The organism is Suilimivivens aceti, assembly GCF_025567405.1.
Taxonomy (GTDB): Bacteria; Bacillota; Clostridia; order Lachnospirales; family Lachnospiraceae; genus Suilimivivens; species Suilimivivens aceti.
This window is the reverse complement of record NZ_JAOQKJ010000010.1, coordinates 1-26,969: the sequence shown is the minus strand read 5'-3', so window position 1 is coordinate 26,969 and position 26,969 is coordinate 1. Positions and strand designations below refer to the sequence as shown.

Genomic DNA, 26,969 nt, shown 5'->3' with positions numbered 1-26,969 from the left:
TGACATTGTGAACTGATTGAAATGCTTCTATATTTTTATTGGTTTAAAGGAGACACAACATGAATACCATTTACGCAGAATACAACATGTACCACAACAGCATTGACATTTATACAATATTTATTGTGTCAGGCACCATTGTTTTCAAACTGCATAACATCATCCGGCGGATTCAGAGCATACAAAAGTCCATACGGCGAGCTGTATTCCCATTTCACTGGGATACTGACAAGCGCCGGGTGGACATCCTGCCAACATTCCAGTATTAAGAGAACATTCCCGGTTTCTATACAGCGGTTAAATACAGACATATCATAATATTTATTGTGTCAGGCACCATTGTTTTTTCATTCTCGGCATTGGAAGAACTTCTGCATATCTTCTGGTGAAAGAAGAACATTTCAGTTCCATTCCTCTGCCAGCAGGAAGTCACGAATATTGCGGTGTTTGATTCCATCTCGGCTCATATCCAGTTCGTCCATCGTTACAACGTATTTCGGGAAATTGTCACGAACACCGGCAAACGCCCCAAACTCACGCTGGATGGTTTCCTCCGAGGCAAGTAGATAGGAAACCTGAACATACAGCTTTTTCCCATGATCTTCACATACGAAGTCAATCTCCTTGTCAGAGACTTTCCCAACAGTCACAGAATAACCACGGCGCAGCAGCTCCATGTAGACAACATTTTCAAGGACAAGGTTAATGTCCTTCATGTTGCCACCGTACACGGCTTCCCGGACACCATGATCTGCAACATAGTATTTCTCGTTGACGGTCAGGATTTTCTTTCCCTGGAGGTCTTGGCGCTTCACCTGATAAAACAGGAATGCGTCCGTGCAGGCTTTGATGTAGTTCAGTACCGTTTCTGGTGAAACGGAGCGCCCTTCACTTTTCAGATACTTGGAAATGGCTGTGGAAGAAAAGGTAGTGCCGATGTTGGAAGTTATATAAGCAATAATTCTCTCCAGCATATCCACATCACGGATATTGTTTCGCTTGATAATATCTTTCAGCTCTACGGAGTTGAACAAGTCCCGCAAATACTGACGACTGGCGGCATCGTCGTAGCGAAGGTTGCTCAAATAGGGCATTCCTCCCAGCGTCAGATATTTTGTAAAGCATTGTCTTTCGTCTGCACCTTCGTAAACGGTGTGATACAGCTCCATAAACTCTCTGAATGAAAACGGGTAAATCACGAACTCCACATACCGTCCGGCAAGATAAGTGGCAAGCTCACCGGAAAGCAGCTTGGCGTTGGAACCGGTAATGTATATATCACAATCCAGCTCCACCCGGAAAGAGTTGATACATTTTTCCCAATCAGCCACCTCTTGGATTTCGTCGAAGAACAGATAAACCTTGCCGCTGATTTCTTTTGTTCTGCGAAGGATTTCATCATGCAATGCAACAGCCGTACAAAGGTGTGCATTGCTCATGTTCTCAAAATTCAGGGAAATAAACTGTTCTGGTTGGACCCCGTTTTGGGCAAGTTCCTCTTGGATCAGGCTCAGCATGACAGATTTTCCACTACGGCGAATCCCTGTCAGAACCTTTATCAGCTCATTTCCGATAAAAGGACGGATACGGCTCATATAAATTTCTCGTTTAATCATGTAGACCAGCCTCCCTTCTGAAACTGTCTATATGGTACCACGGCTATAACTGATTTTCAATACCGCAAATCCAGTTTTATCAGATATAATTGATAAAATACGAATTTCGACACAATCAGGCAGTTATACCGAGCGAAGTTTGGCTATGCGTTTTTATTGTGTCAGGCACCATTGTTTCATATTGAAATATAGTGTCTCTGTGCATGTTCTATATACCTCTGATTATATAATATTCAATTTATATAATCTCTCAAATGCTTTTTTATCAAAGTCTGCTTCTGTAATATATAGCTTTCTATCGCTATCAATGTCATTCTAACTCAATAGTCATATCAATTATACAATTAAAAGCAAAGATGCTGCTAACTGAATAACAACATCTTTGCTTGTTTAGAATGGGGATTATAAAATTTTAATGATAGTATACTGTGACATAAATATTTTTTAATGTTGCTGCTGCAACAGTTCCCGTTGAATACCTTGTAGATTCAAATTGAACATAATAATTTCCAACAGGGCTTAAATTATAATTGCCAAAATCTGCAAAAGTAAGAGAACTATTCCAACTTTTGCTGTCTGTATATCTGTCAAATGTGCCATCTCCATTATCCTCATCTTTAGCAACAAATAATTCGATGTTTCCACTACTTCCACTACTTTTTGTGGATGTAACCACTATTTTACTGATTGTGGAGCCTGACGGAACAGATGTGCTGCTGATTGTAAAAGAACCAAGAGCGGAAGTTGCCACTGTATCATTTGTTCCAAAAAAGGAATTTAACATTCCAACAGAATGTCGTGATGATCCAGAAGTTAATGCTGTCGGAGTTATTTCAAATGTCATTGTTTTCTCCGTCTCCGAATAATTTTCCTGAGTTTCTGCCGCAAAAGCTGTGACATTCATTGTAAAAAGCATGACAACACATACAATAATAGAAAAAAAACGTTTTCTCATAATGAATCTACCTCCATACTTTATGTAATCATCCCCATCTAAATATACTAAATTGAAAAATCAAATCTTCCACCGATTTTATTATCCTCTGGTTTGATAGAATTCCATTCAATATTTTTAATTTTATCCAAAAGTTCATCTTTTGAATTTGCTTGAACAGTAGCTTTTTTTACTTCAATTTGCTTTAATTGTTCCTTTTTCTTCGCCTCTTTCTTCTCCGCAGCTTTCTTTTCCTGAATTTTTTCAAGATATTCTTTCTGACTAGCTGATGTTTTTTCTAATTGAGCAAAGAATGTTGTAGTTCCATCACTATTAAAAGAAATACCAAACTTTGTTATTTTTGTATCAGTATCTGCACTGTTTTCTATTCCGTTTGTCTTACCAAATGCTCTTTCAAATCCAAACTGAGCATTGATTTCATCCGACATACGCAAAGCACCTTCAATACTATGCATCTTTTCAGCATAATATTTGGGATCGGATGCCATCTTCTCCATTTCTTCCTTTGAGAAAATAACCGTAAACTCTTTATCACTTTGTGCTAAAATATCTTTAGCATTATCACCATTTTCAAAATCTGCAACCATAAAGTCCATATCTGTTCTTGAGCCACGCATATCTTTAAGCATTTTTTGTGCCTCTTTACTTAGATTTTTTTCGGCTATACTTTCTGTCACATTTTTCTTGACCTTATCATTTTCTGTTGTTTTCGCTGTTTCTTTTTTCTTATCTACTGTACCTGCCTTGTAGGTATTCTGATAACTTCCATAAACAGTACCCGTTGTATTCACATTCATTGACATATCCTTTGTCCTCCTTCTCTGAATCCGTTCTTTATTATTTATTGTTTCTAATATTATATATCGGCTTTATTCCGAAAACTATAATCCTCCCTGTTATTTTTATCCCATGATTATTGAAAATCTAAAATTTGAAATTCACTCTTAAATCAGATTATGCATTAAATATTATTGCTATTGACAAACCACCTAAATATGAATTAAAAGATACTTCTTGCTCAACAGAAAAAAGCAGCCTATTGCAAGTTTATTGTGTCAGGCACCAATTGTTCCAATGCAATTTCGGCATTTTTATCGCAAACGAAGCGGCAGAAGAAAACCTGAAAAAGAAACGGGATGGCAGCAACAAGTATCTCTATGAACTTGACTTTTCTTCAGCATTAAAAACAGCCAGAAAGTTCTTCATGCGCAGGGATTCTGGAAGGCACATCGATATTATCCGGCTGATGATGAAATATGTCCACGCAGTGAAAGACAGGTTCCGGCAGTTTCAACGGCCTCTCCGTGGAATCAGCGCAATTCATTTTGGATATCGGTAAGTTCTGCAACTGAATATCCTTCTTTTTGGCAGATGGACAGCATCTGTCTTTTTGGCATACCTGTTTTTGGCTTTTTGAGTTCAAAATATCGGATATTTGACAACAACTGAGCTATCGAACAAAACTTCGAACAACTGACTTTATGGCATTGCCATTGTTTTTCCATTTGTTCCTTTGATGAATCTTCTTTTTTATCTTCTTCACCAGTTCCTGAATCTTCTGGAAAGATTCTTCGCTGATTGTATGTTCCATCCGGCATGCATCATGATTTGCAGTTTCTGGAGATACCCTATCAGTTCTAAGAATTTATTAAGAAATTCTGCCGTTCTCCATTTCATATACTACATCGGCCACGTTCATTGTGGATACTCTGTGGGATACCAGGACAACCGTTTTCTTCTTGGCCGATTCTTTCAATGATTTTAAAATGATTCCCTCGTTTAAAGAGTCGAGGTTCGATGTAGGCTCATCGAGCAGGATCAGAGGGCATTCATGGAGAAATGCTCTTGCAATTCCGATTCTCTGTTTTTCACCACCGGACAGCGTATCACCCAGTTCTCCGACTTCTGTATCATATCCTTTCGGAAGTGTCATTATGAAATCGTGGATAGACGCTTTCTTTGCAGCTTCCATAATCTCTTCTCTGGATGCTCCCGGCTTTGCGATTGCGATATTGTTTGCAATCGAATCATGGAACAGGTGCGTTTCCTGTGTGACATAACTTTCCATATCTCTCAAATGCTTGGTCGGAATCTTGCGGACATCTGTACCGTCTACCGATACACTTCCATCCTGCACATCCCAGAACCGCATCAGCAGTTTTAAGAGCGTAGATTTTCCGGAGCCGCTCGCACCATGAATCCCTGTGATTTTACCCGGCTGTAATTTCAGTGAATAGTTATCTAAAATAACCTCATTATCATAAGCAAATGTTACATGCTCTGCCTCTGCTCCTGTAAATTCATGTTCCATGCTCTCTGCACCGGAAGTTTCCACGTCACCCGGAATTTCTTCCACAAGCGGTGTCTCTTCCAGAAGAGAAAGAACACGCTCACCACTTGCCAGTGTCTGGTTCAGGTTATTGGAAAGGCTTGATAATGCTACTACCGGTCCGAAAGAACCCATCATTGCGATGGTGCAGGTTAAGATTCCCTCGAATCCCATCGCACCTTTGTCGTACAGCCAGATCGTCAGTGCAAGCATTCCAAAAGATGCAAGCAGGATAACCATGTTCGTAAATGAACGCTGTGAGCCTTCCATTTTGCTTAATGACTCCTGCATTCCTGCAAGATTTTTGGAATGCTCAGACATCTGCTCTTTTCTCTTTTCACCCTGTCCGTACTGGATGGTCTCGTCCAGTCCACGTAAAGAATCCAGAACAAAACTGTTCAGTTCTCCGAAGTTTGTCCGAAATTCCATTCCCTTCTGGCTTCCACGTTTTCCATTCCACATCGGGATGACAACACCGACAATCAGATAAGCTACCAGAGCAATCACTCCTGCCAGCCAGTGATATCTTCCGATAAAAATCACCATAATAATTGAGGTCAGCGTTGCAATCGCAATCGGAGAAATGGTATGTGCATAGAACACTTCCAGTAATTCGATATCGGTTGTAATAATCGAGATCAGATTTCCCTTATCCCGTCCTTCCAATTTTGCAGGGCAGAGCTTTCTCAGTGCCGCAAACACTTTGTGACGGATGATTGCCAACAACTTAAATGCGATAAAATGATTACAATACTGTTCCACATAATGCAGGATTCCACGAAGCACTGCAATTACGATCATGACTGTAATAATCGTTTTTACTGGAGTAAATACCCGCCACATATTGTCCACCGGAACAATCATTCCGGCTACTCCTGTCAGAAGACCATGCATGATAACCTGTCCTGCCAGTATCGTCAGGAAGATTGCACATAAATAACCCAATGTTCCAAGGATGATTGCTGCCAGCATGATATGGAGCAAGGGTTTTACCAGACCAATCAGACTTCCCATGATCTGGATGGCACTTCTGCGTTTTGTTGTATTCGTATTTTCACTCATTATGCCATTCCTCCTTTTCCATAGTTTTCCAGTGCCATCTGGCTTTCATACAGATGTCTGTACGCACCATTCTGGCTCATCAGTTCGTCATGCTTTCCGCTTTCTTTGATTTCTCCGTCTTTTAAGAAATAGATCTTGTCAGACTTCACGACATTTGCCAGTCTGTGGGAGATCAGAAGTACCGTCTTTGTCTTTGCCAGTTCGTGAATCACATTCATGATTAGTTCTTCACTTTCTACATCGATATTGGATGCAGCTTCATCAAAAATATAAACCGCACTGTCTGTCCGAAGCAATGCTCTGGCAATTACCAGTCTCTGACACTGACCGCCGGACAGGTTGCTTGCTTTTTCCAACAACTGTGTCTGCAAGCCATCCTGTGTTTGTAAGAACCCTAAGAGATTCACTTTCTGAAGGACAGCTTCCATCTCTTCTTTCGTTGCGTCCGGTTTTGCCATCTTCAGATTTTCTTCTACTGTACCTTTGAACAGGTAGCTGTTATGGCGAACCAGAACAACCCTCTGCATCAGATTGGTTTCATTCACTTCATTAAGCGGTACGCCACCGATGATGATTTCTCCGTTATATCCCCGGTTCTTTTGCTGATGTGTGATAAAGAAGTAGTAGAAGTGTAAAAAATTTTGCCGTTCCTATCCGGCGTTTGCGCATTGCGCCGGATAGGTCGGGCGGTCATTCGGGCAGGTCTACCTTGCCAACGAAAGAGTAATAAATATCAATGTCCTGTCTGCGTGTGCCGTTCTCGTCATAGCTGCACTCATGCACAACGATTTTCTCCACAAACTCACGCAAAAGGGTAGGGGTAAGTTCTTCAAAGCTGGTGTACTTGCGGACAACATTCATAAACTTTTCTGCGTTTACCGTGGCTTCCTGCGCTTTGGAAAGCTCTGCCCGGATAGCGGCGGCTCTCTCTTTCAGTTCTTTCTGCTCGGCTTCATAGTCTGCCGACAGCTCCGTGAAACGCTCGTCTGAAATGCGCCCGGTCACGCTGTCCTCATACAGCCGCTTGAAGATAGCGGATAACTCGCTGATACGCTTCTCGGCGGCTTCCAGCTCCTTTTTCCTTGCGGCGTTCCTGCGCTTGCCCCCGTCCTCGTTCTGCTCGATCAGCAGCTTCATAAACCGGGCTTCGTGCTTCGCTGCATAGCTGGTGACTTTCCGCAGATTGTCGGTCACTCCGGCGGTCAACAGGTCGGTGCGGATAAAGTGCGCCGTACAGTCACGGGTACGCTTCTTGTAGCTCCCGCAGATATAACAATCCTGCTTGCGGGTGGCGTTCTGGTAACGCTGCTGGTAAAGGACGCTGCCGCAGTCGGCACAAAAGAGTATGCCGGAGAATAAGCCCACTTCATCATAGCGGTTCGGGCGTTTGCGCTGCTTGCGTAACTCCTGCACACGCTCCCACATCTGGGTGTCAATGATAGGCTCATGGTGGTTCTCGAAAATCGCCTGTTTCTCAATGGGGTTCTCTACGCTGTGCTTGGTCTTGTAGGACGGCTTCTCCGTCTTGAAGTTTACCAGACAGCCCGTGTACTCCCTGTTTTCAAGGATATGTACCACGGTATTGGTCGCCCACTTGCACTCATAGCCGGGGTGGTAGCGGCGGGTGCTTCCCGTCCGACGGTATTCCAGCGTTCCCGGCGTGGGGATCTCCTGCTCTGTGAGCATACGGGCTATCTTGGTCGGCCCGTTCCCGGCAAGGCACAAGCTGTAAATCTGCCGCACAACAGGGGCGGCTTCCCCGTCAATGATAAAATTTTCGTCCTCGTCCATAAAGTAGCCGTATACGGGTTTGCTCGTGACGGGCTTCCCGCTCATACCCTTAGACCGTTTTACTGCTTTGATTTTCTTGCTCGTATCTCTCACCAGCCATTCGTTAAAAATGTTCCGCAGAGGGGCAAAATCATTGTCGCCCTGTGCGCTGTCCACTCCGTCATTGATAGCGATAAAGCGGACGCCTTTCTGTGGGAAAATCATTTCCGTATACATTCCCACTTGCAGATAGTTTCGCCCTAACCGTGACATATCCTTGACGATAACGGTGCCGACTTTTCCGGCTTCAATGTCCGCAAGCATGGCTTGAAAACCGGGTCTTTGGAAGTTCGCCCCAGAATAACCGTCATCTGTGTACCATTGCAGATTGGAAAAGCCGTTCTGCTTCGCATAGGTTTCAAGAATACGCTTCTGGTTTGAAATAGAATTGCTCTCACCTTGCAGCTCGTCCTCGTGGGATAATCTCGGATAAAGGGCGGTAATAAGGTTTCGGGTGGTCTGTCTTAACATAGTGTCCTCCATTTCCGACAGCCAGCCCCACTATTCCGTATGACTATCATACCACACGCCGGGGCTGGCTGTACAGTCCTTTCTGCTTCTTTACGTCCCGTCAAATTGCCGATTTTTGTGTAGCAGCTTCCGCTTCCAGCACTTTCAGCATTTTATCGGCGGCGGTGGCGGTGGTGTCCTGCTTGAAATAGCCGGAAACGACAAGGACAGAATTACCTATGCGGATTTCCGTCACGCAATCCGGGCGGCGGGTGCTGCGGTCATTCTTTGGGGTGTTGGTCATAGGCGGCTCTCCTTTCTGTTCATCAGCTTTTTCAGTTGTCCCATTTTCTCCTGCGCCGTGGCTTTTCGGAAGTTGCTCCCGGTAAAGCGGACAGGAGAACACATTTCAATCAGACGGTCATAAATGCGGGCGTGGGCGGTGTCCTCCGGGTGCTGCAAGTCCTCCAGCGTGAGATTAGTCGTGACGATCAGCGGCCTGCCGCTGCGGTAACGGCTGTCAATCACGTTGTAGACCTGCTCTAAGCCGTATTCCGTTCCCCGTTCCATTCCAAAATCGTCAAGGATAAGCAGCGGGAAGCTGCAAAGTCGGGAGATATATTCATTCCTGCCCTCAAAGCTGGCGGCAAGGTCACCCAATATCAATGCAAAGTTTGTCATGCACACGGGGATTTCACGCTCCATAAGGGCATTTGCGATACAGCCCGCAAAATAGCTCTTGCCTGTGCCAACGCCGCCCCATAGCAGATAGCCAATGTTGCGCTCTTTCATGGTTTCCCAGTTCTCCACATAGAAATGGGCGTGTTCCATTTGCGGGCACTTGCCGTTGTCGTTCTCAAACGTCCAGCCCTGCATAGCCGGGTCTGTAAAGCCCCGCCGCTTCAACCGCTCGACAGTTTCAAGGTGACTGCGCTGTTTCTCTGCGGCTTCCCGTTCCTCACGCTCTGCCCGCTGGCAGTCACATTCTGCCGGGTGGCGGTCACGCCCCAGCCATGCGGCGGTTTCTTTGGGGAAATAGCCCTCTTTGGGCTTGTGGCACTTCCCGCAGTATAAAAGCCCGTCCTCGCCGGTGTAGTCCTCCGGCTCCGGCGTGGTGTCGGTCATATTCAAAATCATTTCATCAAATCCATTCGTCATAAGCTCTCGCCCTCCTTACAGGTATAATCGGGTATGCCCTTTTTCGGGGCTTTCTTGGCTGCGTCCTCCTGCGCCCACTTGAAAATCGTGGCTGCATGGCTCTTGTATTTCCTCCCGCTGGAAGCGATATGGCAGGATAGGCGGTCAATGTAATACTCCCACTTGCCGGGAAGCTCTGTTTTCAGCCCGTCAAGCTCCGTATCGGAAAGAATGACATTGTGGTATCTGCCATAGGCGGCGGGGGCGGGGTGTCCCGTTTCTAACTCTCTCTCTTTTTCTATTTCTATATCTATCTCTTTCTCTATCTCTATCTCTGGTGGACAAATGTCCGCTCGATATGGTGGACATTTGTCCGCCCCTGTCTGCGGCAGGGCTTTTTGTTCCTGCAAAGCCAGTCGCGCCCTGCGCTTGCGCTCCCCCTCGGTAGAGGACTGGCCGATTAAAAGCTCAATGTTGCTCATGTAGAGTGCGCCGCTTGGCAAAGGCTCCACAAGCCCCAGCTTCATAAAGATTTTCAAAGCTCTCTCTACGGTACCTACCTGCTGGCGGGTAATGGTCGCAATCATCTGGGCGGTGTAGGGGATATTCTCGTCAAGCTGCAATTTCCCGCCGTTTTTCAGCGATTTCAAGTACAGCTTCAAGAGAATGTTGGAATAGATAACGCCGTCCTGCATACTTTCCAGCAGAACGATTGCATCATCGTCAAAATAGCTCTCTTTCAGCTTGAGGTAGTAATATTTGCGGTTATCTGCCATAGGCTGCGTCCTCCTTTTTCCAGCGTTTGGAATAATAGCGAGGGCATAGTATGATAACCGCCCGGAAGCTCTGTTTGCAGTCACGGGTGCAGCCCCGGCATAGGTCGTTGTAAGTGATACGGTTGCGGTGGTTGAGGAAGAAAGACCATTCCAGCCGCCGCTTCTTGCTCATTCTCGGCAATGGTAAGCTCCTTTCTGCCGTTCCTATCGGTGTAGCGGGATAGGGGGCATTTTCTGTATGTTCTCGGTATCATTTTCGGGCTTTTTCTGCCCTGTAAGCCCCGTTTGGAAGTCGGGGAGTATTGCGGTAAGGGTTCATATCATACCTGTATTTTTGTAGGGTTTCGGTATCATTTCGGGGCGGTCTTTAACGCTCCTGTTCACGCTTTTTCTGCTGGCTCGGTGCGCCCCTTAAAATCTGGTCGATATTGCGTCTGACTGTCTGAAGCTCCTGCGCCCGCTGGCGTTTCTCCCGGTAGTCGTTATATCCGGCGTTCTTCTGGACGGTAAGCTGCTCAATCTCCCTTTGCAGGGCTTTGCTGGCTGGCAGCTTGGTTATTCCATGCTCCCGGAAATAACGGGCGGCTGTGTCCGCTATGATAAAATCGCTTTCGTGCTGTTCCCGGTAGGCTCTCCGGGCTTTCTCCGATTTCTGCGCTTTCAGACCGTCACGGGCGGGCTTCGTGCCGATATAGCCCAAAAGGTTGCGCTGCAATTCCTTTTTCTCCCGGATAGCGGCTTCCAGCCCTTTCAGTCCGGCAAGGCTCTCCTGCGTGGCGGTGTTGGCTGCGGAAATGGCAGCGTCCAGCTCGTCCGGGGAAGAAAAGCCATACTGCTGGTAGAGCATGAGGGTAGCCGACATCTGTTTGAGGTTGTGCATGGTCGCCCACTTCTCATAGCCCCGTCCTTTCCCCTCGGCTCGCTTGGCGGCTATGTCTACCATGCGCTGTACAGCGTCATTGTTCGGGGCGTTTTTCGCTTCTTTTTTCGTCCGTAAGCGGTCTTTGATACTGCCGGGGTATTCCGCTATGGCTGCGGGTTTTTCGGCGGCTCTGGCGGCGTTCTGCTCCAAAACGGAGAGGACAGCAGCCCGGTCAAAATCGTCCCCCAGCTTCCGGGCGGTAATTGGCTTCGTCCTGTCCGGCGTGAGGTAACTTAGCCGCCCCCGGCTCTCCTTGACGGTCACACCATGCCGGAGAAGCAGGGCGGCAAACTCATCAAAGCCGGAAGCAGCGGCAAGGGCTTCCCGGATAGTCCGGCGCAGCTTCGCCTTATCCGTTTCAAACTTGGTCTGCCGGGGCGCGATACCGTCCGCAGCAATAGGGGCGTTGGCTCTGTCAAGGGCAGCCTGTCCTTTCTTCTGCGCCCAATACTCACGCTCGGTAATGCGTTCTTTGCTGCCGTTCAAAAGGTCTATCTGGTAAAGCCCCTCGCTGTGGCACATCTCCATGACTTCGGCTTTCAGATAGTTCATAGCTGCGTCCGTACAGCGGTGCTTGCAGCCTGCTTTCCTGTCCGCTGGCCTGTCCATGTGGGGCAGCATGGGAACCTCCGCAATCCGCAGACTGTTAATGACGATATGCACATGGATATTTTCGGTGTGGCTGTGTCCGTCCGGGTGGGTGCAGACAAGGGCCTGGTGTCCGGGGAAATGCTCGGCGCAGAACTTCTCGCCCAGCTCCTGCGCCCGATCAACGGTCAAGCCGTTGTCCGGGCCGTCCCGTGGGTCAAAGCTGATGATGTAGTGGTGGCTCTTTACGTCCTCCCGTTTCTGGTTCTTGCCGTAGCGGAGATTGGAGCGCATACAGGCAACGGCAAAATCCTCCCCGCCACAATTCAGAGAGGATATGCGGTAGTCTACCCTCGGTATGAGCCGCCCGTCTGCGTCAAGGGTGGGCTTCATGGTAAACTCGTCATGCTCGAATGTGAGGTATTTTTCAGCGTCCCCGTAGTTGGCATTTTTAGAGCTGATATGTTTGAGTATCGCCAACGGCTTCACCTACTTTCTGCAAGACTTCAAACTTCAAGGCGGCAAGGTCGGCGGCGGCTCCCCGCACTTCCTTTTCCAGCCCCCGGTAGGGGCTTCCGTATTCGTTCAGGCTCCGGGCAATCTGGTTTAAGTTGCCGCCGATTTTCCCGTACTCTGCCGTGAGCTTGGAGAGGGCGGCAAGCAGCCCGTCATTGACCGGGGAAACGGTGACAATGGGGCGTATGGTCGCTTTCCGTATGGCTTGCCGGATAAACTCGGACTGGCTGATTTCATAAGCCGCCAGCCGCCCGGTGAAGTCGGCGTATTCTTCATCGGTCATGCGGGTCTTTACCACATGACGGCGGTGGGGCGTATTGTATTTCTTTCGCATGGTCTGTGACCTCCTTTCTCGCCCGACAGGGCGCATAGCAGGGTTTGGGGAAGGCACTCCCCAACAAGATTCCCGCAGGGGCAAAAATAAGCGGAGAGCGAATTTTGGCACCTCGGTAGAATCTTGCTCTGAAAAACTCCGGCGTTCCCCGGCTCCCGTCCTTTCCGCTAACAAAACGTTTCAAAAGGGCTTTGCTACCCGCTATTCCGGCTTATCTTGAAAATTTTCCTTTCACTACCTACAACACCACGCAAAGCAAAATGGACGGAGATTTTTAGAATTTCCCCTCTATTCCCTACAACACCACGCAAGCCGGAATAGGCGGACAATGGCAGTATTTTTTTCTTTGATACCCTCTACGGATAAGTAAGGGATTTTGCCAACTGCGGCGGCTATTTTCCCTTTTGTTTTTTCATACTGGGGATTTTCAAAAATGCCAAACAGGAACGAAAAAAAGCAGCAAATCTGTTGAATAGATTTACTGCTTTCTGGTTGCCGGCGAAGCGGCGGTTATTCAGTTGTAGGCGGTAGGGCTATCTCCCAAAGCGGAACTTGAAAATAGCTGTGAGAAGCGTCTGGGTGATGTAGTCCTCTGTATCTTGGTCTACCCGTCCATTCACACGGGCGGCACATTGTATGCGGCGGCGGTAATACTGCAATACAGTTCCCACCGCTTCCGGCTCCCCGCTGGCGGCTTGGACGATTGTTTCATAGGGGAGAAGCCTATTATTTCTCATATGCCATTCCCTCCATTTCCGCTTGGAGCTGCCGTAGGGCTTTTCGGATATGGTAGCCCGCTGTGCTGCGGCTGCGCCCGTACTGTCTGCCAATTTCGTGCTGTGGAATACGCTTGAAAAAGGACAGGTAAATCATTTCCCGCTCCCGTTCGTCCAGCCGTGACAGGGCTTCCGCAAGTAAACCGCTGCTGAAAATGACCGTATCGCCGCAAAGGGTAAGTATGTATTCCTCGTCCGGCTCCGGGGCTTGGAAATATTCATCTGTCGTGCCTAAAGGGTAGTGCTTTTCGTCTGTGAGGTATTCAAGGGATATTTCTCTTTTGTGCTTCCTGCTCCGTGTCCTCGCTGCGTTGATCGTTGCATTTCGGATAACGACTTTGCAAAAGGCATGGAAAGTGTACTCGATATGTTCCCGATATTCTTCTGTACAGGTCATGGAAAATCCCCCTTTCCTCCCAAAAGGGCTGTGGCTGGTTAGTAGTTGCTTTTTATGATAGTAAGGGGCGGCAGCACTTTAGGCTGTCGCTCCTTGACTGCCTAACTGCAAAACCGGGCGGGGCTGTCAACGGCGGGCGAAGCCCGTTCATCTTGACCGTTGACTGGCTCGGCCGGGTTTGCTATTTATCCGGCAAACTTGAATTTATTTTAAGCTATCACGTTTTACCTTTTTAAGCCTTACTATCATTACCATAGGAATTTCTTTATTGTTTTTGAAACATTCTTCATAAAATCCATCAATGACAAATCCAGCTCTGAAACAAAGGTTAAAAATATCTTGTATGGAACGATGATAATAAATCTGCTCCTCCGGCTGCCCTTCGATCGCTATATCATAGTAACTGTGCGGTGTCATATATTTTTCAGTCAATGTGATAAAACAAGGGTGCTGCGTTGCAAAGACAAAAATCCCGTTTTCCTCCAATAGTTCATAAACAGCCATAAAAAGCGGTTCAATATCCGTAATATCCATAATTGCCATATTAGAAACTGCTTTCGTAAAGGCTCGATTTCTTTTTAATCCTAATAAGCTTTCTCTATTGGTCGCATCCGCTACGCAAAACTCAATTTGTTTTGCATATTGTGATCGCCGTCTTTTAGCCAATTCTATCATTTTTTTGCTGTAATCAAAAGCGACGACCGAAGCGCCTCTCTGTGCAAGATACGAAGAATAATTTCCATTGCCGCACGCAATATCCAAAATGTAATCCGAAGGATCAGGAGAGAGAAGTTCCGTTACTTTGGGACGTACTACCTCTCTGTGAAATTCATTGGATTCGTCACCCATTGCATCATCCCAAAATTGTGCGTTTTTCTCCCAGATCTTTTTGCTTTCCTCTGTTCCCATGTTCTCTCCCACTCCCAAAATTTGCCTTTTTGCTTCCATTAAATCTTCCTTACTATATTCCATTGTTACCCTCCATAACTTCTGATTGTTGCCGTCTTGACTATTATGTATCTTTTCTTTCCAAAATGGTATAGGCTTTTATTTTTATAATGCTGCAAAACTTTTCTTCTGTAAGGTATTCAAAGGATATTTCCCTTTGCCGCCGCTATTGGAAAGCCAAAAGCAGCGGCTTTTTTACGCGATATGACCGAAAAGACTAGAAAGCAGGATATGTCATCATTTGTCATTTCTTCTCAATGTAATAACTGCATGGCATATCAAGCCAAATACAAGAGAAAAACAGCCACCGCCAAATAGTGATGCTCCCCACCCTGCACCCGACATTGTCATAAAACCGCCAACAAAGAAAATACCAATGCCAAGAAATATCCCGACACCATAAAAAAGTCCAATTGCCATATCATACTTATTAAATTGTCGTTTCTCTTTTTTTCACATGTTTCCATTTTTGTTATTACCTCCTTCGCAAAATCGTCCATGTGGACTCCAAAAAGAAAACAAATTTTTTTCAACGTATTTAAATCGGGTTCATTAACATCTCTCTCCCAATTCGATAGCGCCTGCCGGGTAACATTCAATTTCCCAGCCAGTTCTTCCTGTGTCATTCCCGATTGTGTTCGCAGATGACGTATTTGCTTTCCTGTTGTAATATCCGTCTGTTTCTGGTTCAAAATGGTTCCTCCTCTCTGATGCTGATTTTATCAATGATATTTCGCAATAGCCAGCAATGAACGTTTGCATTGCGCAAGATGTTACATTATCTTCTGAAACATATGCCGGATCTTGTCTAAACGGCTGTTCGGGCGGCGTGGCTGAAACACAGGCTCGCCGGAAGTTTCCTGATACCCTTTTAATTCTGTAATGCAGACACTTCTTCCATTTGTATAAAAATTCAAATCATTTCTATATTCACCAATACAACGGGCAGGGATTTCCCCCTTAAAAATAACTTCATCTTTTTCAAGTCTGGTTGATTCAATGATTGCGCAATACTTTGGTGCGTCATTATAAGCCCGTGAAAGATATTCCTGCGGTGCAAAAAGGGTAAAGGAAAGGTATGGTTCCAACAGTTGTGTTCCTGCTTTTTTCAATGCCTGCTCCAACACGACAGGCGCAAGAAAACGAAAATCAGCGGGGGTGCTGACCGGGCTGTAATAAACTCCATAATCAAAACAAATTTGGCAGTCTGTCACTCCCCAGCCATATAAGCCCTGCTCCATTCCATAACGCACACCCTCCATGACGGCATTTTGAAAACTTTGGTTTAAATAGCCGAGAGATACCTCGCTTTTATATTGTGTTCCGCTTCCAACAGGAAGCGGTGTTACAGTCAAACCAATAGATGCCCAAAACGGATTCGGCGGCACTTCAATATGAATCGTGTAGCTCGCTTTTTTTTGCGGTCTTTCCAGATAAATAACCGAAGGCTCTTTCATAGCCACGCCCACATGATATTTTTCTTCTAATAGCGAACAAATAACTTCTAACTGTACTTTTCCCAAAAAAGATAATATAATCTCATGTGTAACAGTATCAATGTCAAAATGCAAAAGAGGGTCTGTATCAGCAATCTCTGTGAGGGCATTTAACAGGGCTTCCCTTTGCTCCGGCTTTTGCGGCTCTACCGTTGTCCGAAGTAATGGCATGGGATTATCAATCCGTGTTTTGTGAGGCAGGAGTTTTTCATTTCCCAGAATGTCGTTCAGTTTCAAAGTATCATCAGCTAAAATAACAATTTCTCCCGGACAGGCATGGTCAACCGGGACGATTTCACCATTTGACGGAATACACATTTCTGTAATCTTTATTTTTTCCTTTTTTGACAGCAGCAGGGTATCCCGTAAATGGAGCGTCCCATGATACAGGCGTAAATAAGAAAGCCGTTTTTTCCGCTCTGTATACTCAACCTTAAAAACATATCCACATAATTCAGACTGAATATCGTCTGTTTCTGTAATGAAAGTTTCTGTAATCGCTTCAATCAGTTTTTCTGTTCCTAAATTGTCTTTTGCACTCCCATGATAAACAGGAAACAAAGAGCAGCATCTGGTTCTTTTGCACTTTTCATATTGTAATTCCTGTATATCCAAAGAATCCTCTGCAACATATCGTTCTAATAGTTCATCGCTTCCGGAAATAATCATATCCCATTTGTCCAAATCAGAAATATCGGTCATGGTTATCTTTGGCGACAGGGAAACCTCCTGCATGACAATCATATCACTGGTAAGTTTATCTTTAATGCTTTGGTAAACACGCCGCAGGTCGATCCCATTTTGGTCTATCTTATTTATAAAGATAATTGTCGGAATGTCCATTTTCTGAAGCGCATGGAATAATATACGGGTTTGTGCCTGTACGCCGTCTTTTGCCGAAATGACTAAAACAGCTCCGTCAAGGACAGATAAAGAGCGGTATGCTTCGGTTAAAAAATCCATATGACCGGGAGTGTCCACGATATTGATTTTATAATCATTCCAGCAAAAAGAAGTAACCGCTGTCTGAATGGTAATTCCGCGCTGCCGTTCCAAAATCATAGTGTCTGTTCTTGTAGTTCCTTTATCCACGTTTCCTTGTTCCGCAATCGCTCCACTGGTGTACAGCAGGCTTTCCGTCAATGTTGTTTTTCCTGCGTCTACATGGGCGAGAATTCCAATATTGATTATTTTCATGTGATTGTCCTCCTTTTACAGCCCCAAAAGGGCATAAAAATCCCCAGCAGTAAAATACTTTTACCACTGGGGATTATAATTTGCGGACATACACATATACAGCATACACCTGTTTGTGATTGCTGTTTTTCGGATATGTCAAAATTGATAAGGCAAAAGTATTCTTAAATTGGGTACAAAAAACCAAGCCCCCACAAAAGGGACTATCATAATCCTTTGTTCCCACTATTTGATTATAGTTTTATTTAAGAATACCTTGCCGCATATTTTTTACTCCTTTTTTGGAATGATGCTATTATATCACATTAGTTTTAGGAAAGAAAGTACCTAAAAGAAATTTTTCTTCCCCTTATATGTAACAATCATACCGACTTTCTGGCGTTCAGAATGGTTTCTGCTGTCTGCTGTGGTGTTTGGTTGGAATTGTCCAGCCAAAAGCCGATCCGTGGTGTTGTCTGCATAAATGTATCGTATAAGGTTTCAACCGTAAAGCCGGAATAGCCTGTTTTCTCCCTGTATCGTTCCCTTCCTTTTATTGTTTCCACATCTGGACAAAGAACGACAACCTCAACAGGGTATTTATGCGGCACAAAAAATATGTACATGTAACTAATTCAACACATTTATAATTTGAATAGGGACATTATAGCATTTACTAAATACAAATTCAATGTATACGGAAATAAAGATATAAGGAGTGGGAAGGATTCCGCCGTAGTCGGCATTGTAGGAAAATCCAAAAGTTTAGATTTTCCCACAATGCTTATCTTTTGGTCTTTGGTTCGGAATAGTGTAGTGCTGGCGGTCTATCTCTTGTTTTCGGTTGCTTGCTTCCTTACCGTACATGAGCATTGCTGCAAGGATTCCGGCAATCGTACTCTTACCACATCCGGATTCACCAACCAGTGATACAAAACTTCCTGCCGGAAGATTTAAGCCTATTCCTTTTAAAATCTCTCTGTCCTCTTCATAAGAAAAGTGCACATCTTTTAATGTAACATCTAACGCTCCATCCGGCAGTGTTTTTTCTCCAGCCTGTGGTTCCGGCAAATCTAAAATTTTGAAAATCTTATCACTCGCTGCCATACCATTCATTGCGATATGGAAGAATGAACCAAGCAGTCTGAGCGGCAGGAAAAACTCGCTGGCAAGCAGAACGATACATAACGTTCCTGCTACACTGATATTTCCTTTTAAGAATTCAGATACCGCAACCGCCATACCGATCGCAGCTCCACCATACGCCACAATATCCATCACGCTGGTTGAATTGAGCTGCATGGTCAGCACCTTCATCGTAATCTTACGAAAGTTCTGGGATTCCACATCCATCTCGTCTGCTTTCTGCTGGTCTGCCTGATAAATCTTCAATGTGGTAAGTCCCTGTAAATTCTCAAGGAACGAATCTCCCAGTCCAGTATAGATGCTCCAATACTTATTCAGTAATTTCTTTGCAATCTTCTGTACCACCACGATAGAAATCGGGATCAGCGGTACACAAATCAGCAGGATCACACTCGCTTTCAGGCTCACTCTGCAAAGAATGATAAATAAGGTCAGTGGTGCGATCAGGCTGTAAAATAATTGTGGAAGATATTTTCCAAAGTATGTTTCCAACTGCTCCACACCCTCAGTTGACACCTGTACGACCTCCGAAGAGGATACCTGCTCACTGTAGGAAGCTCCCAGCTTTAACATTTTCTCATAAATCTTTTCACGCAGAATCCGCTTTACATCCACACACGCCAGATAGGAAGACCTTGCTCCCATCCGTTCACAGATAAATCGGATCACCACAACCAGAACTAAAATCAGTATTGTCCGCTCAATGATCGGTACGGTTACTGCCCGGTATACTACCCGTTCCAGTAAATCTGCGATAGAAAAGACTGCCAATACCTGCGACAGGAGGGCTGCCCACTGCCACAAAATCGTATACACGATATACTTTTTTGCGTGGGACAACAGCCCCACCAGTCTTGTTTTAATCATAAGTAACTCCTTACTTTTTCTTCTCTTTGTTGCTACACACCAGATGCCAGATAGCAAGCACCGGATGATACAACAGCATCCTTGGTCCTGAAAACCGCATAACCTGCCTGATCTGTTCTCTCATCTCCGGCTTATAACAATGTACCTTACAATTCGCACAAAACGTCTTTTCTTCCATGAATGGACACTTTTGACTTCTTTGTTTTGCATAATCCGAAAGTTTTTGACAGTCAGGACACATCTGCCCTTCCTGTCTTTTTTCTTTCGGATGTTTTTTTCGGCAATACAGCCGGATCATCTCTTCCACGACATACTGTTCTTTCTGCCGTTTCTTTTCTACTTTGTCCATCTTACTCTACGCTTTCTGCCATTTCAGCTTCAGGCTTTTCTGTCTTAACTCTTAAGAAGAAGTATAACAGGTGGCATACCCACACAACTGCGATACAGATTCTTCCGATTGGTACATTCTTCACGCAGATAAAGCCGATTGCCATGACTACCGTTACCATTCCTGTCGTGTGAGTTCCATGTGCCAATTTCTATCATATTCAGACATCAATTTCAATGTAATTCACATTTTATGACTCTATTCGCAACCATATTGGATTGCACTTTCAATTTGCAACTGTTTTCGATTGCGCTTTTACAGGAAGCTGTGATTTATTGTGTCAGGCACCATTGTTTTTTAATATCTCACTTACATCAAATCCAGTTCCATCCGGAAGCTGCATATCTATAATTGCCAGGTCAAACTTATAATGTTCAATTAAACTTCTGGCATCTTTTATACGTGTGGCATGATTTGTTTCATAACCTTCTGACTCAAGTGCATACAGAATCCCCGAAGCAATCATTGTGTCATCTTCCAACAAAAGTATTCTGCTCATGAATTATAGTCCTTTCGTTATCGTTATAAGATATTTGCCTTGCTGTTGTTATCATCTAAAGTAATACCTCCAAATATGGTCTTAATATCTTTTCAACATGAAACATGGATGCATATTTCATAAGTGTCCTCAAATTTTTATCTTTGCGTCTGGCATATTGCTTTAAGGCATCCTGAAAGACCTGCATTTCTATATTGTTCCTGCTGCGAAGCAGATCACAAATTGTCCTCTCCATATCATAAACCGGAACTGAATGCCCAAATGGTGTCTGCATAATCGTAATCCCTGTTTCATGTAAATCCTTTTTAACTGTATACACTTGAAAACCGTCTTCCTGCAAACGGCTCGGATTATACCCGGTTCTTACAGTTATAGTATATTTCAAAGGCTCTCTGTTTGTTAAATCGTGGAAAAACAATGCAGTTTCATGAGAAAACACAGCCTGACTACAACGTAAATGCAAAATATACATCGCATCTGTCCATGTATCTGGTGATACATACACACCATGAGCAGCTTGGTCCAATCCTCGTTCTTTTACATAAGAATAAAATACAGGCTTACTAATTCCATTATCTATAACTTGAAAGGTCTGAATTATTCCTCCATATTCATTCAGCAATAAATCTAATTGTTCAAATTGAGTCATACGCATTCTCCTTTCATGCTAATATGATAATATATATTAGCACGAAAGTAAAGGCATATAGTACCAATAAAATATCGGTATTTTTGTTTTAATGATATCCCCTTGTTTCTCGCCATCCCTTTACATACCACCTGATTCCAACATATACCAGTTGCACGAATAATAAGAGAAATAGCAGATTGATTGGCAATGTTGTCTTTATCCACTTCCCAAAGTAGATAGCTGTTGCCATGCTTATAAGTATTACCATTATGGTAATCATATCCCAACAGCACTTCTTATATAACTCTGCAATCTTTATCTCTATAAATGCTACAAGTATTCCAGCACCCACCAAACATCCACCGCAGATCAGTATTCTTATCAGCCAATATACAATTCCGGCAACGACAGGATTGGATATTCCATTACTAATCTGTGCCATGTTCTTTCCTGTCAGTATAATCCACCCTGCAATGGTCTGTATAAAAGTGGCGATTGTATCAAAGAATACCACGCAATCAGAAATAAATATTTTTGACCGTATCATCTGAAAAAGAGTAGTTGATACGGAATACCATATCAGCAGAAACATCAATGCTTCATACATGGCTGTTTTTGTTTTATATCTGCCTGCCAGTTTTTCTCTCTGCGTATCATACTTTTCCTTGGCTTTCAGATAAGCTGTCAGGTTACAGTTCCCACACTTTTGATAGAGTACCGGCTTTTCAACCGGTATCTCTACTTTTTTCTGATGAGAGAGTGCATAGTCCCGTTCCTGTTCTGCCTGCCTTAGCTTATCTTGACATTCCTCTGTCATGATTTCGGCAGCGTGCGTTTTCTCTTTCTCGCTCTGCAACAATTCTTTTGTTTTCCTCAAGTCGTTCTTTAAGGCTTGAATGTTCCCTGCTCTGTTCTCGCTGTTTAACCTCTCGTTCAAGGTCAGCGATTCGTCGAGCTGCATTTTCAGTTCCCGGATAGTCCTGTCTTTCTGGTCGAGTTCTTCCTGCATCTGCTCTGTCAGCAGAAGCAACTCTTCCAGTTGATCGTCGCTCTTTGAGTTTCTTAATTCGTTCATCAATCGACCTTCCTTTCTCTAATTGCTGTTCAAGTTCAGTAATTCGCTGTTCTGTTTCTGCAATAGCCGGTTCTCGCTGTTTAATTTCTGTGCCAATTCCTGCCATTGCTGATTTTCGTCTGTGAGTTTCTGTATCTGGTCTGTCTTTTCTTCCAGAAGCATCAACAGTTCTTCTGTATTCGGTAAGATTTGTAGCAGCTCTGACAATTCTTTCTCTAATTGCTGCAATCGTTCTTCCTGCTCCTGAAAGCACATCAGCTTCTCGTCCTTTTCCTGTATCTCCTGAAGCATCTCTGCCATGATATTCTGCTGTTCCTCTATCTGTGTAATCATTGCTTCCATCATGGGAATTACTTCTTTGCTTTCTTCTAATGTCATTCAACCACTCCTTCCATATTGACAATGCACCGGATACCTTACCAAAGGTTGTGATTACCTTTTGCAGCAGTGCATTTTGTTTTTTTATCATCTGGTTTTCCTCGACCTTCCATGAACCTTTCCTTATCTGCCCGGTGAGATATTTTTCCTCAATCTTCCTTGCATCTGCACCCTCATGAATCGTAGGGACTTTCAATTTGCCCTGTCTTTCATAAGAGCGGTGGTCAATCTGATTGTCTATGGATAAATGCCGGTTACACATCCTAGCCCATTCGCTTCGCCATAACTCACAATTCTTTGGATCATTCCAGCCGGTAGCATCGGTCAGAACCCGTTTCCATTGTTTTCTGTTTCTTGCCCCGACTTTCTGTACTCCGTTTTCATCAAGTACCGGAATGCGGATTCCATGCCGGTCAGGATTTTTCTTATCCTGCCACCAGTCCGGGTGGGATTCATCAACCACGATATTTCCGTCAGTATCTCTGACAAAATCCCAGTCCTTGACTTCTTTGCTGCCCCATGAATGATCCGGATTGAATGGTCGCATGGTTACAAGTAAATGCACATGTGGGTTTCCATCACCCTTATCGTGTATGCTCCAGTCGGCACACATTCCCTTATCTACGAAAGTTTTTTGAATATATTCGGTTGTATAATCAATCTGTTCCTGTCTGCTCCATTCTTTCGGTAAGGAAAATTCAAATGAGCGTCCAAGCTGTGCATCTGCATTTTTTTCTATCTTCAAGACCTCATTCCATAACCGCTGTTTCTGAAATGTGATTTTAAATTTTTCCAGTGCGGCTTCTTTATCGTCCGCTCTTTTATAACGGATAGACTGTTGAACCCTTTTTATATTTTCTTCCGGTACATGCAGCCATTCAGGAGGTGCATTTTCGCACATCATCAGACTGGTGTAGACGACTTCCTTTTTGGAAGTATAGTAACTGATTCTGCCTGTTTCCTCATTCTTCATCACATCTCCATTAAGATATGCCGATGCGGATATGACAGATTTTCCTTTACTGCGCCCGACAATCTTTACTGTAAAGTGAAATATCGCCATGATACGATTCCCCCTTTCTGCCGTATCCGGCATTGATTTCCGACAGCATCTTCTTCTGGTTTTGCAGAAGTGAAGCTGTCGGAACGCCCTCTGCGCAAGAGTGCCCCCTGCGGCATGAGCAGGTCTGGCTGAAAGCCCCGCCGACGGAACGAGCCCGGCAAGCGTAAGCGCAGACCGGTTGCCACTTGTGGCAAACTTATAAGGACGACCTCTGGTTGTCCATAAGTGCGCCCTTCATTCAAAGGCAATGAAGGGAATGGAAAAACCACTCCCTCCGCCATTACACTTCCTCCATATCTGTAAGTGGCTCTTTCTGCATCGCCTTTGAGAAAAACTTTCCGTTTGTTTCCTGCCTTTTTAAGAAGCCTATCAACTTTGGTAAATCTTCCTCCTCAATCGGACAGCCAAGAACCGATTCCACTGCGCCACCAATCTGACAGAGCCTGTGGGTTCGTTTTTTACCTTCTTCCGCTTTCTTTCTCTTTTCCAGTTCCTTCCGCTGTGCTATGAGCTTTTTTGTAGCTTCAATGCTTTCCTGTTCCTTTTTCTCTAATGCACGTATTCTTTCTTCATAAGTCTTTGTTGATTTCGCCATATCGTCTTCATCCTTTCTTTTTCCGATAAACAACAGTTCCCGGTTGCATATCAGGAGAAGCACATGGTATAATCCTCTTGCGTGTAGGTATATCATGGCTTCGGTCTGATAGAACCTTTGGCGGTTTCTTAGGAAGCCGCCTTTTTAAGTTGCCACATTTCTTGTGACAGCTTTTACATTTCCTTTATCCCTCAGATCACGCCCCTCGTTGGCTTCCATGAACTTTTCCAGAATGTCAGTTTTAATAAGGACTTTTCTTCCGACCTTTAATACCGGAAGCTTCTTCCATTCAACCAGCTTTCTCAAAGTGTTTCTGCCAATTCCTGTATAGTCGGCTGCTTCCTCGATGGATAATGCAATCTTTCTTTCCGTCATCTTGTCACCTCCTTATAAATTGCATTATGCAATTTTTGTTGTGCTGTTAGTATAGCGGTTTTATATTGTGTTGTCAAGCGTTATGAAATTTTAAAAATAATTATTATATTGCATATTGCAATTATGTGAGGTACATGCTATAATTCATACATACCGAAAAAGGAGGCAATCAGCATGAAAGATAAAGAACTACGCAAGCTGATAGGCAGCAGGGCAAAACAGCGTCGTCTGGAATTAAATCTGACACAGCCTTATGTTGCAGAGAAGATGGGAGTTACAGCTTCCACAATCCTGCGTTATGAGAATGGTTCGATTGACAATACCAAAAAGATGGTGCTGGAAGGTCTTTCGGAAGCACTTCATGTATCTATTGAATGGCTCAAAGGGGAAACCGATGAATACGAAACCGATATTACGGATAAGAAAGAATTACAGATTCGTGATGCAATGGGCGATATTCTCAAACAGTTACCTCTCGACCTTAGTAAAAAGGAAGATGCTTTTTCCAAAGATTTACTGCTGTTGATGTTAAAGCAATATAACCTGTTTCTGGAATCATTCCAGTTTGCCTGCAAGAATTACAAGGGCAGCACGAATGAAGCTGATATTGCAAAAGTAATGGGGTTTGAATCGAATGATGAATATAACGAGATTATGTTTCTCCGGGAGATCACCCACACTGTTAATGCCTTTAACGACATGGCAGATATCGTAAGGCTTTATTCCAAGAAACCGGAAATGGCAGAACAAAGGCTTGAAAATCTTTTATCAGAAGTTTTGTATGAGGATTCCGATTCGGTATAGAACGACAACCGGAGTTATGATATACTTACACGCAAGAAGCATTTCATCAGTTCCGATTGTCTGATATCGAAAGGAGACACACGATTATGGCAAAAGGATCTGTAAGAAAAAAAGGAAAGAAATGGTACTACCGCTTCTATGTAGAAGATGCAAGCGGCAATCTGGTTCAGAAAGAATACGCTGGAACAGAAAGTAAAAGTGAAACGGAAAAACTGCTCCGTCAGGCAATGGACGATTACGAAAGCAAGAAATTCATTGCAAAGTCGGAAAATATTACAATTGGAGAATTACTTGATATATGGGCAGAGGAAGAATTAAAGACCGGTACGCTCAGTAATGGGACAGTCCAGAATTACCTCGGTGCCATTACCAACATCAAGAAGCATCCAATTTCAGAGAGAAAGTTGAAAAATGTAACATCTGAGCATTTACAAGCCTTCTTCGATCTGCTTTCCTTTGGTGGCACTTATCCAGATGGTTCAGAAAGAAAAGGTTACAGCAAAGATTACATTCGTTCTTTCTCGGCAGTATTACAGCAGTCATTCCGATTTGCAGTATCACCAAAGCAATATATCACTTTCAATCCCATGCAGTATATTAAGCTGAAATACCAGACGGATGAGGTTGACCTGTTTTCCGATGATGACATGGATGGCGATATACAGCCAATTCCACGAGAGGATTATGAAAGACTGATTGAATTTCTACAGAATTACAATCCACCGGCAATACTTCCAATCCAGATAGCTTATTATGCAGGACTTCGTATCGGTGAAGCCTGTGGTCTGGCATGGCAGGATGTGAATCTTGAAGAACAGTGCCTTACAATCAGACGCAGTATCCGATATGATGGTTCAAGGCACAAGAATATCATCGGACCAACCAAACGAAAAAAGGTAAGGATTGTTGATTTTGGAGATACACTGGCAGAGATTCTTCGCAATGCCCGAAAGGAACAACTTAAAAACCGAATGCAGTACGGAGAACTTTACCATAAAAACTACTACAGAGAAGTAAAAGACAAAAACAGAGTTTACTATGAGTTCTATCATCTGGACGGAACAGAGAATGTTCCAGAAGATTATAAGGAAATATCCTTTGTCTGCTTAAGACCGGATGGAAGTTTGGAACTGCCAAGCACGTTAGGAATTGTTTGCAGGAAGATTGCTCAGAAACTGGATGGATTTGAAGGATTTCATTTTCACCAGTTGCGACACACCTACACAAGCAACCTTCTGGCAAATGGAGCAGCACCAAAGGATGTGCAGGAACTGTTAGGGCACTCAGATGTCAGTACCACCATGAATGTCTATGCACACTCTACAAGAAAAGCCAAGCGGGAATCTGCAAGGTTACTTGATAAAGTGGCAGGCAATGACTAAATAAAACTTTCCCTTATTTCCCTTACGATTATCTCATAAGGGCAAAAATAAGGGAAAATACATATCGTTTCGCTAATGCACAGGCTGGAAAGCCTGTAAAATAGGGAAAGTTAGAAATATATTTCGGCAAACTGGAATTTATCGTCTTGTTCCATTCTTATCAAAATTCTTTTTTAATGCTATCTCTGTTGGTAGAATAGACCCAATTAAAGGAATAAGTTGAACACCACAGATAATTCCTCCTATACTCCCAACACAATCTTCATTTTTTCCAATCACTAAAAGCATGAATATTACTGTTATCGGCAACATAACCATTCCACAGACATACCAGACTTTACCACAATATTTATGAGCAAATTCCCATGTGTCTTTGTTCTTCATAGACATCGAAGTCCGATATCCAAATACTGAATTTATTTCCTTTGGAGCCTTTTTCATAAAATATCTTCCAAAAC

The 26,969-nt window shown here is 44.0% G+C and carries 29 protein-coding genes and 5 pseudogenes; 2 read left to right on the top strand and 32 right to left on the bottom strand.

What is annotated here, in order from left to right; translation table 11 throughout:
• Window positions 1-128: 128 nt before the first annotated feature.
• From OCV77_RS16720 to OCV77_RS12180, 31 genes and pseudogenes are all read right to left on the bottom strand, one after another.
• A pseudogene (locus OCV77_RS16720) lies at window positions 129-323 on the bottom strand (LysR family transcriptional regulator); the annotation flags it as partial.
• A 78-nt stretch (window positions 324-401) separates the two neighbouring features.
• Window positions 402-1,616, bottom strand: a complete 1,215-nt coding sequence (locus OCV77_RS12320; RefSeq protein WP_008116575.1) for an ATP-binding protein — start codon at window positions 1,614-1,616, stop codon at window positions 402-404.
• Between the two features lie 412 nt (window positions 1,617-2,028).
• Window positions 2,029-2,571: a hypothetical protein gene (locus tag OCV77_RS12315; protein ID WP_008116573.1), complete on the bottom strand. Its 543-nt coding sequence runs from the start codon at window positions 2,569-2,571 to the stop codon at window positions 2,029-2,031.
• A 47-nt stretch (window positions 2,572-2,618) separates the two neighbouring features.
• Window positions 2,619-3,374 carry a DUF6033 family protein gene (locus OCV77_RS12310; RefSeq protein ID WP_171029228.1) on the bottom strand — a complete coding sequence of 252 codons (756 nt, stop codon included), beginning with the start codon at window positions 3,372-3,374 and terminating at the stop codon, window positions 2,619-2,621.
• A 647-nt stretch (window positions 3,375-4,021) separates the two neighbouring features.
• Complete coding sequence (locus tag OCV77_RS16715) at window positions 4,022-4,162, bottom strand: hypothetical protein (RefSeq protein WP_081458329.1); 141 nt, start codon at window positions 4,160-4,162, stop codon at window positions 4,022-4,024.
• A 57-nt stretch (window positions 4,163-4,219) separates the two neighbouring features.
• On the bottom strand, window positions 4,220-5,962 hold the full coding sequence (locus tag OCV77_RS12300) for an amino acid ABC transporter ATP-binding/permease protein (RefSeq protein WP_012740517.1): 1,743 nt from the start codon (window positions 5,960-5,962) through the stop codon (window positions 4,220-4,222).
• Window positions 5,962-6,561 (bottom strand): annotated as a pseudogene (locus tag OCV77_RS12295) (ATP-binding cassette domain-containing protein); the annotation flags it as partial. The pseudogene OCV77_RS12295 and the gene OCV77_RS12300, both read right to left, overlap by 1 nt.
• Window positions 6,548-6,631, bottom strand: a pseudogene (locus OCV77_RS16915) (Maff2 family mobile element protein); the annotation flags it as partial. The pseudogenes OCV77_RS12295 and OCV77_RS16915, both read right to left, overlap by 14 nt.
• Before the next feature lie 21 nt (window positions 6,632-6,652).
• On the bottom strand, window positions 6,653-8,263 hold the full coding sequence (locus OCV77_RS12290) for a recombinase family protein (protein ID WP_002605633.1): 1,611 nt from the start codon (window positions 8,261-8,263) through the stop codon (window positions 6,653-6,655).
• Between the two features lie 100 nt (window positions 8,264-8,363).
• Window positions 8,364-8,546, bottom strand: coding sequence for a transposon-encoded TnpW family protein (locus tag OCV77_RS12285; protein WP_002605634.1), 183 nt, complete (start codon window positions 8,544-8,546; stop codon window positions 8,364-8,366).
• Window positions 8,543-9,400: an ATP-binding protein gene (locus OCV77_RS12280; protein ID WP_002605635.1), complete on the bottom strand. Its 858-nt coding sequence runs from the start codon at window positions 9,398-9,400 to the stop codon at window positions 8,543-8,545. The genes OCV77_RS12285 and OCV77_RS12280 overlap by 4 nt, the downstream gene beginning before the upstream one ends.
• Entirely contained in the window at window positions 9,397-10,155 is a 759-nt protein-coding gene (locus OCV77_RS12275; RefSeq protein ID WP_002605636.1) for a phage replisome organizer N-terminal domain-containing protein, read from the bottom strand. The genes OCV77_RS12280 and OCV77_RS12275 overlap by 4 nt, the downstream gene beginning before the upstream one ends.
• Window positions 10,145-10,336, bottom strand: coding sequence for a hypothetical protein (locus OCV77_RS12270; protein WP_006058351.1), 192 nt, complete (start codon window positions 10,334-10,336; stop codon window positions 10,145-10,147). The genes OCV77_RS12275 and OCV77_RS12270 overlap by 11 nt, the downstream gene beginning before the upstream one ends.
• Before the next feature lie 186 nt (window positions 10,337-10,522).
• Entirely contained in the window at window positions 10,523-12,145 is a 1,623-nt protein-coding gene (locus tag OCV77_RS12265; protein WP_002602093.1) for a relaxase/mobilization nuclease domain-containing protein, read from the bottom strand.
• Entirely contained in the window at window positions 12,117-12,515 is a 399-nt protein-coding gene (locus OCV77_RS12260) for a plasmid mobilization protein (protein ID WP_002602094.1), read from the bottom strand. Before OCV77_RS12260 ends, OCV77_RS12265 begins: the two co-directional genes overlap by 29 nt.
• A 533-nt stretch (window positions 12,516-13,048) precedes the next feature.
• A complete protein-coding gene (locus OCV77_RS12255; RefSeq protein WP_002602095.1) occupies window positions 13,049-13,252 on the bottom strand; it encodes a helix-turn-helix domain-containing protein in 204 nt (67 codons plus the stop codon).
• The gene (locus OCV77_RS12250) at window positions 13,242-13,688 is read right to left on the bottom strand and encodes an RNA polymerase sigma factor (RefSeq protein WP_002602096.1); all 447 of its coding nucleotides are present in this window, start codon (window positions 13,686-13,688) and stop codon (window positions 13,242-13,244) included. Before OCV77_RS12250 ends, OCV77_RS12255 begins: the two co-directional genes overlap by 11 nt.
• A gap of 204 nt (window positions 13,689-13,892) precedes the next feature.
• Complete coding sequence (locus tag OCV77_RS12245) at window positions 13,893-14,660, bottom strand: class I SAM-dependent methyltransferase (protein ID WP_002602097.1); 768 nt, start codon at window positions 14,658-14,660, stop codon at window positions 13,893-13,895.
• A gap of 213 nt (window positions 14,661-14,873) precedes the next feature.
• Window positions 14,874-15,328, bottom strand: a pseudogene (locus OCV77_RS12240) (helix-turn-helix domain-containing protein).
• 81 nt (window positions 15,329-15,409) lie between these two features.
• Window positions 15,410-17,329, bottom strand: a complete 1,920-nt coding sequence (gene tet(32) / locus OCV77_RS12235) for a tetracycline resistance ribosomal protection protein Tet(32) (RefSeq protein ID WP_002602099.1) — start codon at window positions 17,327-17,329, stop codon at window positions 15,410-15,412.
• 362 nt (window positions 17,330-17,691) lie between these two features.
• Window positions 17,692-17,934 carry a hypothetical protein gene (locus OCV77_RS12230; RefSeq protein WP_005946711.1) on the bottom strand — a complete coding sequence of 81 codons (243 nt, stop codon included), beginning with the start codon at window positions 17,932-17,934 and terminating at the stop codon, window positions 17,692-17,694.
• Between the two features lie 247 nt (window positions 17,935-18,181).
• Window positions 18,182-19,321 (bottom strand): annotated as a pseudogene (locus OCV77_RS12225) (ABC transporter transmembrane domain-containing protein); the annotation flags it as partial.
• 10 nt (window positions 19,322-19,331) lie between these two features.
• Window positions 19,332-19,670 (bottom strand): nitrous oxide-stimulated promoter family protein, encoded by a 339-nt coding sequence (locus OCV77_RS12220; RefSeq protein ID WP_117527746.1) that lies wholly within the window; start codon window positions 19,668-19,670, stop codon window positions 19,332-19,334.
• Between the two features lies 1 nt (window position 19,671).
• Entirely contained in the window at window positions 19,672-19,857 is a 186-nt protein-coding gene (locus tag OCV77_RS12215; RefSeq protein WP_330417239.1) for a hypothetical protein, read from the bottom strand.
• Between the two features lie 132 nt (window positions 19,858-19,989).
• Entirely contained in the window at window positions 19,990-20,208 is a 219-nt protein-coding gene (locus OCV77_RS12210) for a response regulator (protein ID WP_262575290.1), read from the bottom strand.
• A 55-nt stretch (window positions 20,209-20,263) separates the two neighbouring features.
• Window positions 20,264-20,857: a type IV toxin-antitoxin system AbiEi family antitoxin domain-containing protein gene (locus tag OCV77_RS12205; protein WP_154267578.1), complete on the bottom strand. Its 594-nt coding sequence runs from the start codon at window positions 20,855-20,857 to the stop codon at window positions 20,264-20,266.
• An 88-nt stretch (window positions 20,858-20,945) separates the two neighbouring features.
• Window positions 20,946-21,656 carry a DUF6040 family protein gene (locus OCV77_RS12200; RefSeq protein WP_003505369.1) on the bottom strand — a complete coding sequence of 237 codons (711 nt, stop codon included), beginning with the start codon at window positions 21,654-21,656 and terminating at the stop codon, window positions 20,946-20,948.
• The gene (locus OCV77_RS12195; protein WP_262575288.1) at window positions 21,634-23,355 is read right to left on the bottom strand and encodes a MobA/MobL family protein; all 1,722 of its coding nucleotides are present in this window, start codon (window positions 23,353-23,355) and stop codon (window positions 21,634-21,636) included. Before OCV77_RS12195 ends, OCV77_RS12200 begins: the two co-directional genes overlap by 23 nt.
• Window positions 23,331-23,636 (bottom strand): hypothetical protein, encoded by a 306-nt coding sequence (locus OCV77_RS12190; protein WP_005345966.1) that lies wholly within the window; start codon window positions 23,634-23,636, stop codon window positions 23,331-23,333. Before OCV77_RS12190 ends, OCV77_RS12195 begins: the two co-directional genes overlap by 25 nt.
• Entirely contained in the window at window positions 23,636-23,950 is a 315-nt protein-coding gene (locus tag OCV77_RS12185) for a DUF3847 domain-containing protein (RefSeq protein ID WP_227222048.1), read from the bottom strand. Before OCV77_RS12185 ends, OCV77_RS12190 begins: the two co-directional genes overlap by 1 nt.
• Before the next feature lie 144 nt (window positions 23,951-24,094).
• The gene (locus tag OCV77_RS12180; RefSeq protein WP_003505382.1) at window positions 24,095-24,325 is read right to left on the bottom strand and encodes a helix-turn-helix domain-containing protein; all 231 of its coding nucleotides are present in this window, start codon (window positions 24,323-24,325) and stop codon (window positions 24,095-24,097) included.
• A gap of 174 nt (window positions 24,326-24,499) precedes the next feature.
• On the opposite strand from OCV77_RS12180, the gene OCV77_RS12175 reads away from it, so the two are divergent.
• Both OCV77_RS12175 and OCV77_RS12170 read left to right on the top strand, forming a co-directional pair.
• The gene (locus OCV77_RS12175) at window positions 24,500-25,129 is read left to right on the top strand and encodes a helix-turn-helix domain-containing protein (protein WP_015530039.1); all 630 of its coding nucleotides are present in this window, start codon (window positions 24,500-24,502) and stop codon (window positions 25,127-25,129) included.
• 86 nt (window positions 25,130-25,215) lie between these two features.
• Window positions 25,216-26,511: a tyrosine-type recombinase/integrase gene (locus OCV77_RS12170; protein ID WP_003505396.1), complete on the top strand. Its 1,296-nt coding sequence runs from the start codon at window positions 25,216-25,218 to the stop codon at window positions 26,509-26,511.
• Window positions 26,512-26,649: 138 nt separating this feature from the next.
• Here the strand turns inward: OCV77_RS12170 and OCV77_RS12165 are convergent.
• Window positions 26,650-26,969, bottom strand: a 320-nt coding sequence (locus OCV77_RS12165; RefSeq protein WP_262575285.1) for an SdpI family protein, incomplete at its 5' end; no start/stop codon positions are given.

Bases quoted from the DNA above. Each gene is read 5' to 3' on its own strand.
- OCV77_RS12320 (WP_008116575.1), bottom strand. From the start codon at position 1,616: ATGATTAAACGAGAAATTTATATGAGCCGTATCCGTCCTTTTATCGGA.
- OCV77_RS12315 (WP_008116573.1), bottom strand. From the start codon at position 2,571: ATGAGAAAACGTTTTTTTTCTATTATTGTATGTGTTGTCATGCTTTTT.
- OCV77_RS12310 (WP_171029228.1), bottom strand. From the start codon at position 3,374: ATGTCAATGAATGTGAATACAACGGGTACTGTTTATGGAAGTTATCAG.
- OCV77_RS16715 (WP_081458329.1), bottom strand. From the start codon at position 4,162: ATGGAACATACAATCAGCGAAGAATCTTTCCAGAAGATTCAGGAACTG.
- OCV77_RS12300 (WP_012740517.1), bottom strand. From the start codon at position 5,962: ATGAGTGAAAATACGAATACAACAAAACGCAGAAGTGCCATCCAGATC.
- OCV77_RS12290 (WP_002605633.1), bottom strand. From the start codon at position 8,263: ATGTTAAGACAGACCACCCGAAACCTTATTACCGCCCTTTATCCGAGA.
- OCV77_RS12285 (WP_002605634.1), bottom strand. From the start codon at position 8,546: ATGACCAACACCCCAAAGAATGACCGCAGCACCCGCCGCCCGGATTGC.
- OCV77_RS12280 (WP_002605635.1), bottom strand. From the start codon at position 9,400: ATGACGAATGGATTTGATGAAATGATTTTGAATATGACCGACACCACG.
- OCV77_RS12275 (WP_002605636.1), bottom strand. From the start codon at position 10,155: ATGGCAGATAACCGCAAATATTACTACCTCAAGCTGAAAGAGAGCTAT.
- OCV77_RS12260 (WP_002602094.1), bottom strand. From the start codon at position 12,515: ATGCGAAAGAAATACAATACGCCCCACCGCCGTCATGTGGTAAAGACC.
- OCV77_RS12255 (WP_002602095.1), bottom strand. From the start codon at position 13,252: ATGAGAAATAATAGGCTTCTCCCCTATGAAACAATCGTCCAAGCCGCC.
- OCV77_RS12250 (WP_002602096.1), bottom strand. From the start codon at position 13,688: ATGACCTGTACAGAAGAATATCGGGAACATATCGAGTACACTTTCCAT.
- OCV77_RS12245 (WP_002602097.1), bottom strand. From the start codon at position 14,660: ATGGAATATAGTAAGGAAGATTTAATGGAAGCAAAAAGGCAAATTTTG.
- OCV77_RS12230 (WP_005946711.1), bottom strand. From the start codon at position 17,934: ATGTACATATTTTTTGTGCCGCATAAATACCCTGTTGAGGTTGTCGTT.
- OCV77_RS12220 (WP_117527746.1), bottom strand. From the start codon at position 19,670: ATGGACAAAGTAGAAAAGAAACGGCAGAAAGAACAGTATGTCGTGGAA.
- OCV77_RS12210 (WP_262575290.1), bottom strand. From the start codon at position 20,208: ATGAGCAGAATACTTTTGTTGGAAGATGACACAATGATTGCTTCGGGG.
- OCV77_RS12205 (WP_154267578.1), bottom strand. From the start codon at position 20,857: ATGACTCAATTTGAACAATTAGATTTATTGCTGAATGAATATGGAGGA.
- OCV77_RS12200 (WP_003505369.1), bottom strand. From the start codon at position 21,656: ATGACAGAGGAATGTCAAGATAAGCTAAGGCAGGCAGAACAGGAACGG.
- OCV77_RS12195 (WP_262575288.1), bottom strand. From the start codon at position 23,355: ATGGCGATATTTCACTTTACAGTAAAGATTGTCGGGCGCAGTAAAGGA.
- OCV77_RS12190 (WP_005345966.1), bottom strand. From the start codon at position 23,636: ATGGCGGAGGGAGTGGTTTTTCCATTCCCTTCATTGCCTTTGAATGAA.
- OCV77_RS12185 (WP_227222048.1), bottom strand. From the start codon at position 23,950: ATGGCGAAATCAACAAAGACTTATGAAGAAAGAATACGTGCATTAGAG.
- OCV77_RS12180 (WP_003505382.1), bottom strand. From the start codon at position 24,325: ATGACGGAAAGAAAGATTGCATTATCCATCGAGGAAGCAGCCGACTAT.
- OCV77_RS12175 (WP_015530039.1), top strand. From the start codon at position 24,500: ATGAAAGATAAAGAACTACGCAAGCTGATAGGCAGCAGGGCAAAACAG.
- OCV77_RS12170 (WP_003505396.1), top strand. From the start codon at position 25,216: ATGGCAAAAGGATCTGTAAGAAAAAAAGGAAAGAAATGGTACTACCGC.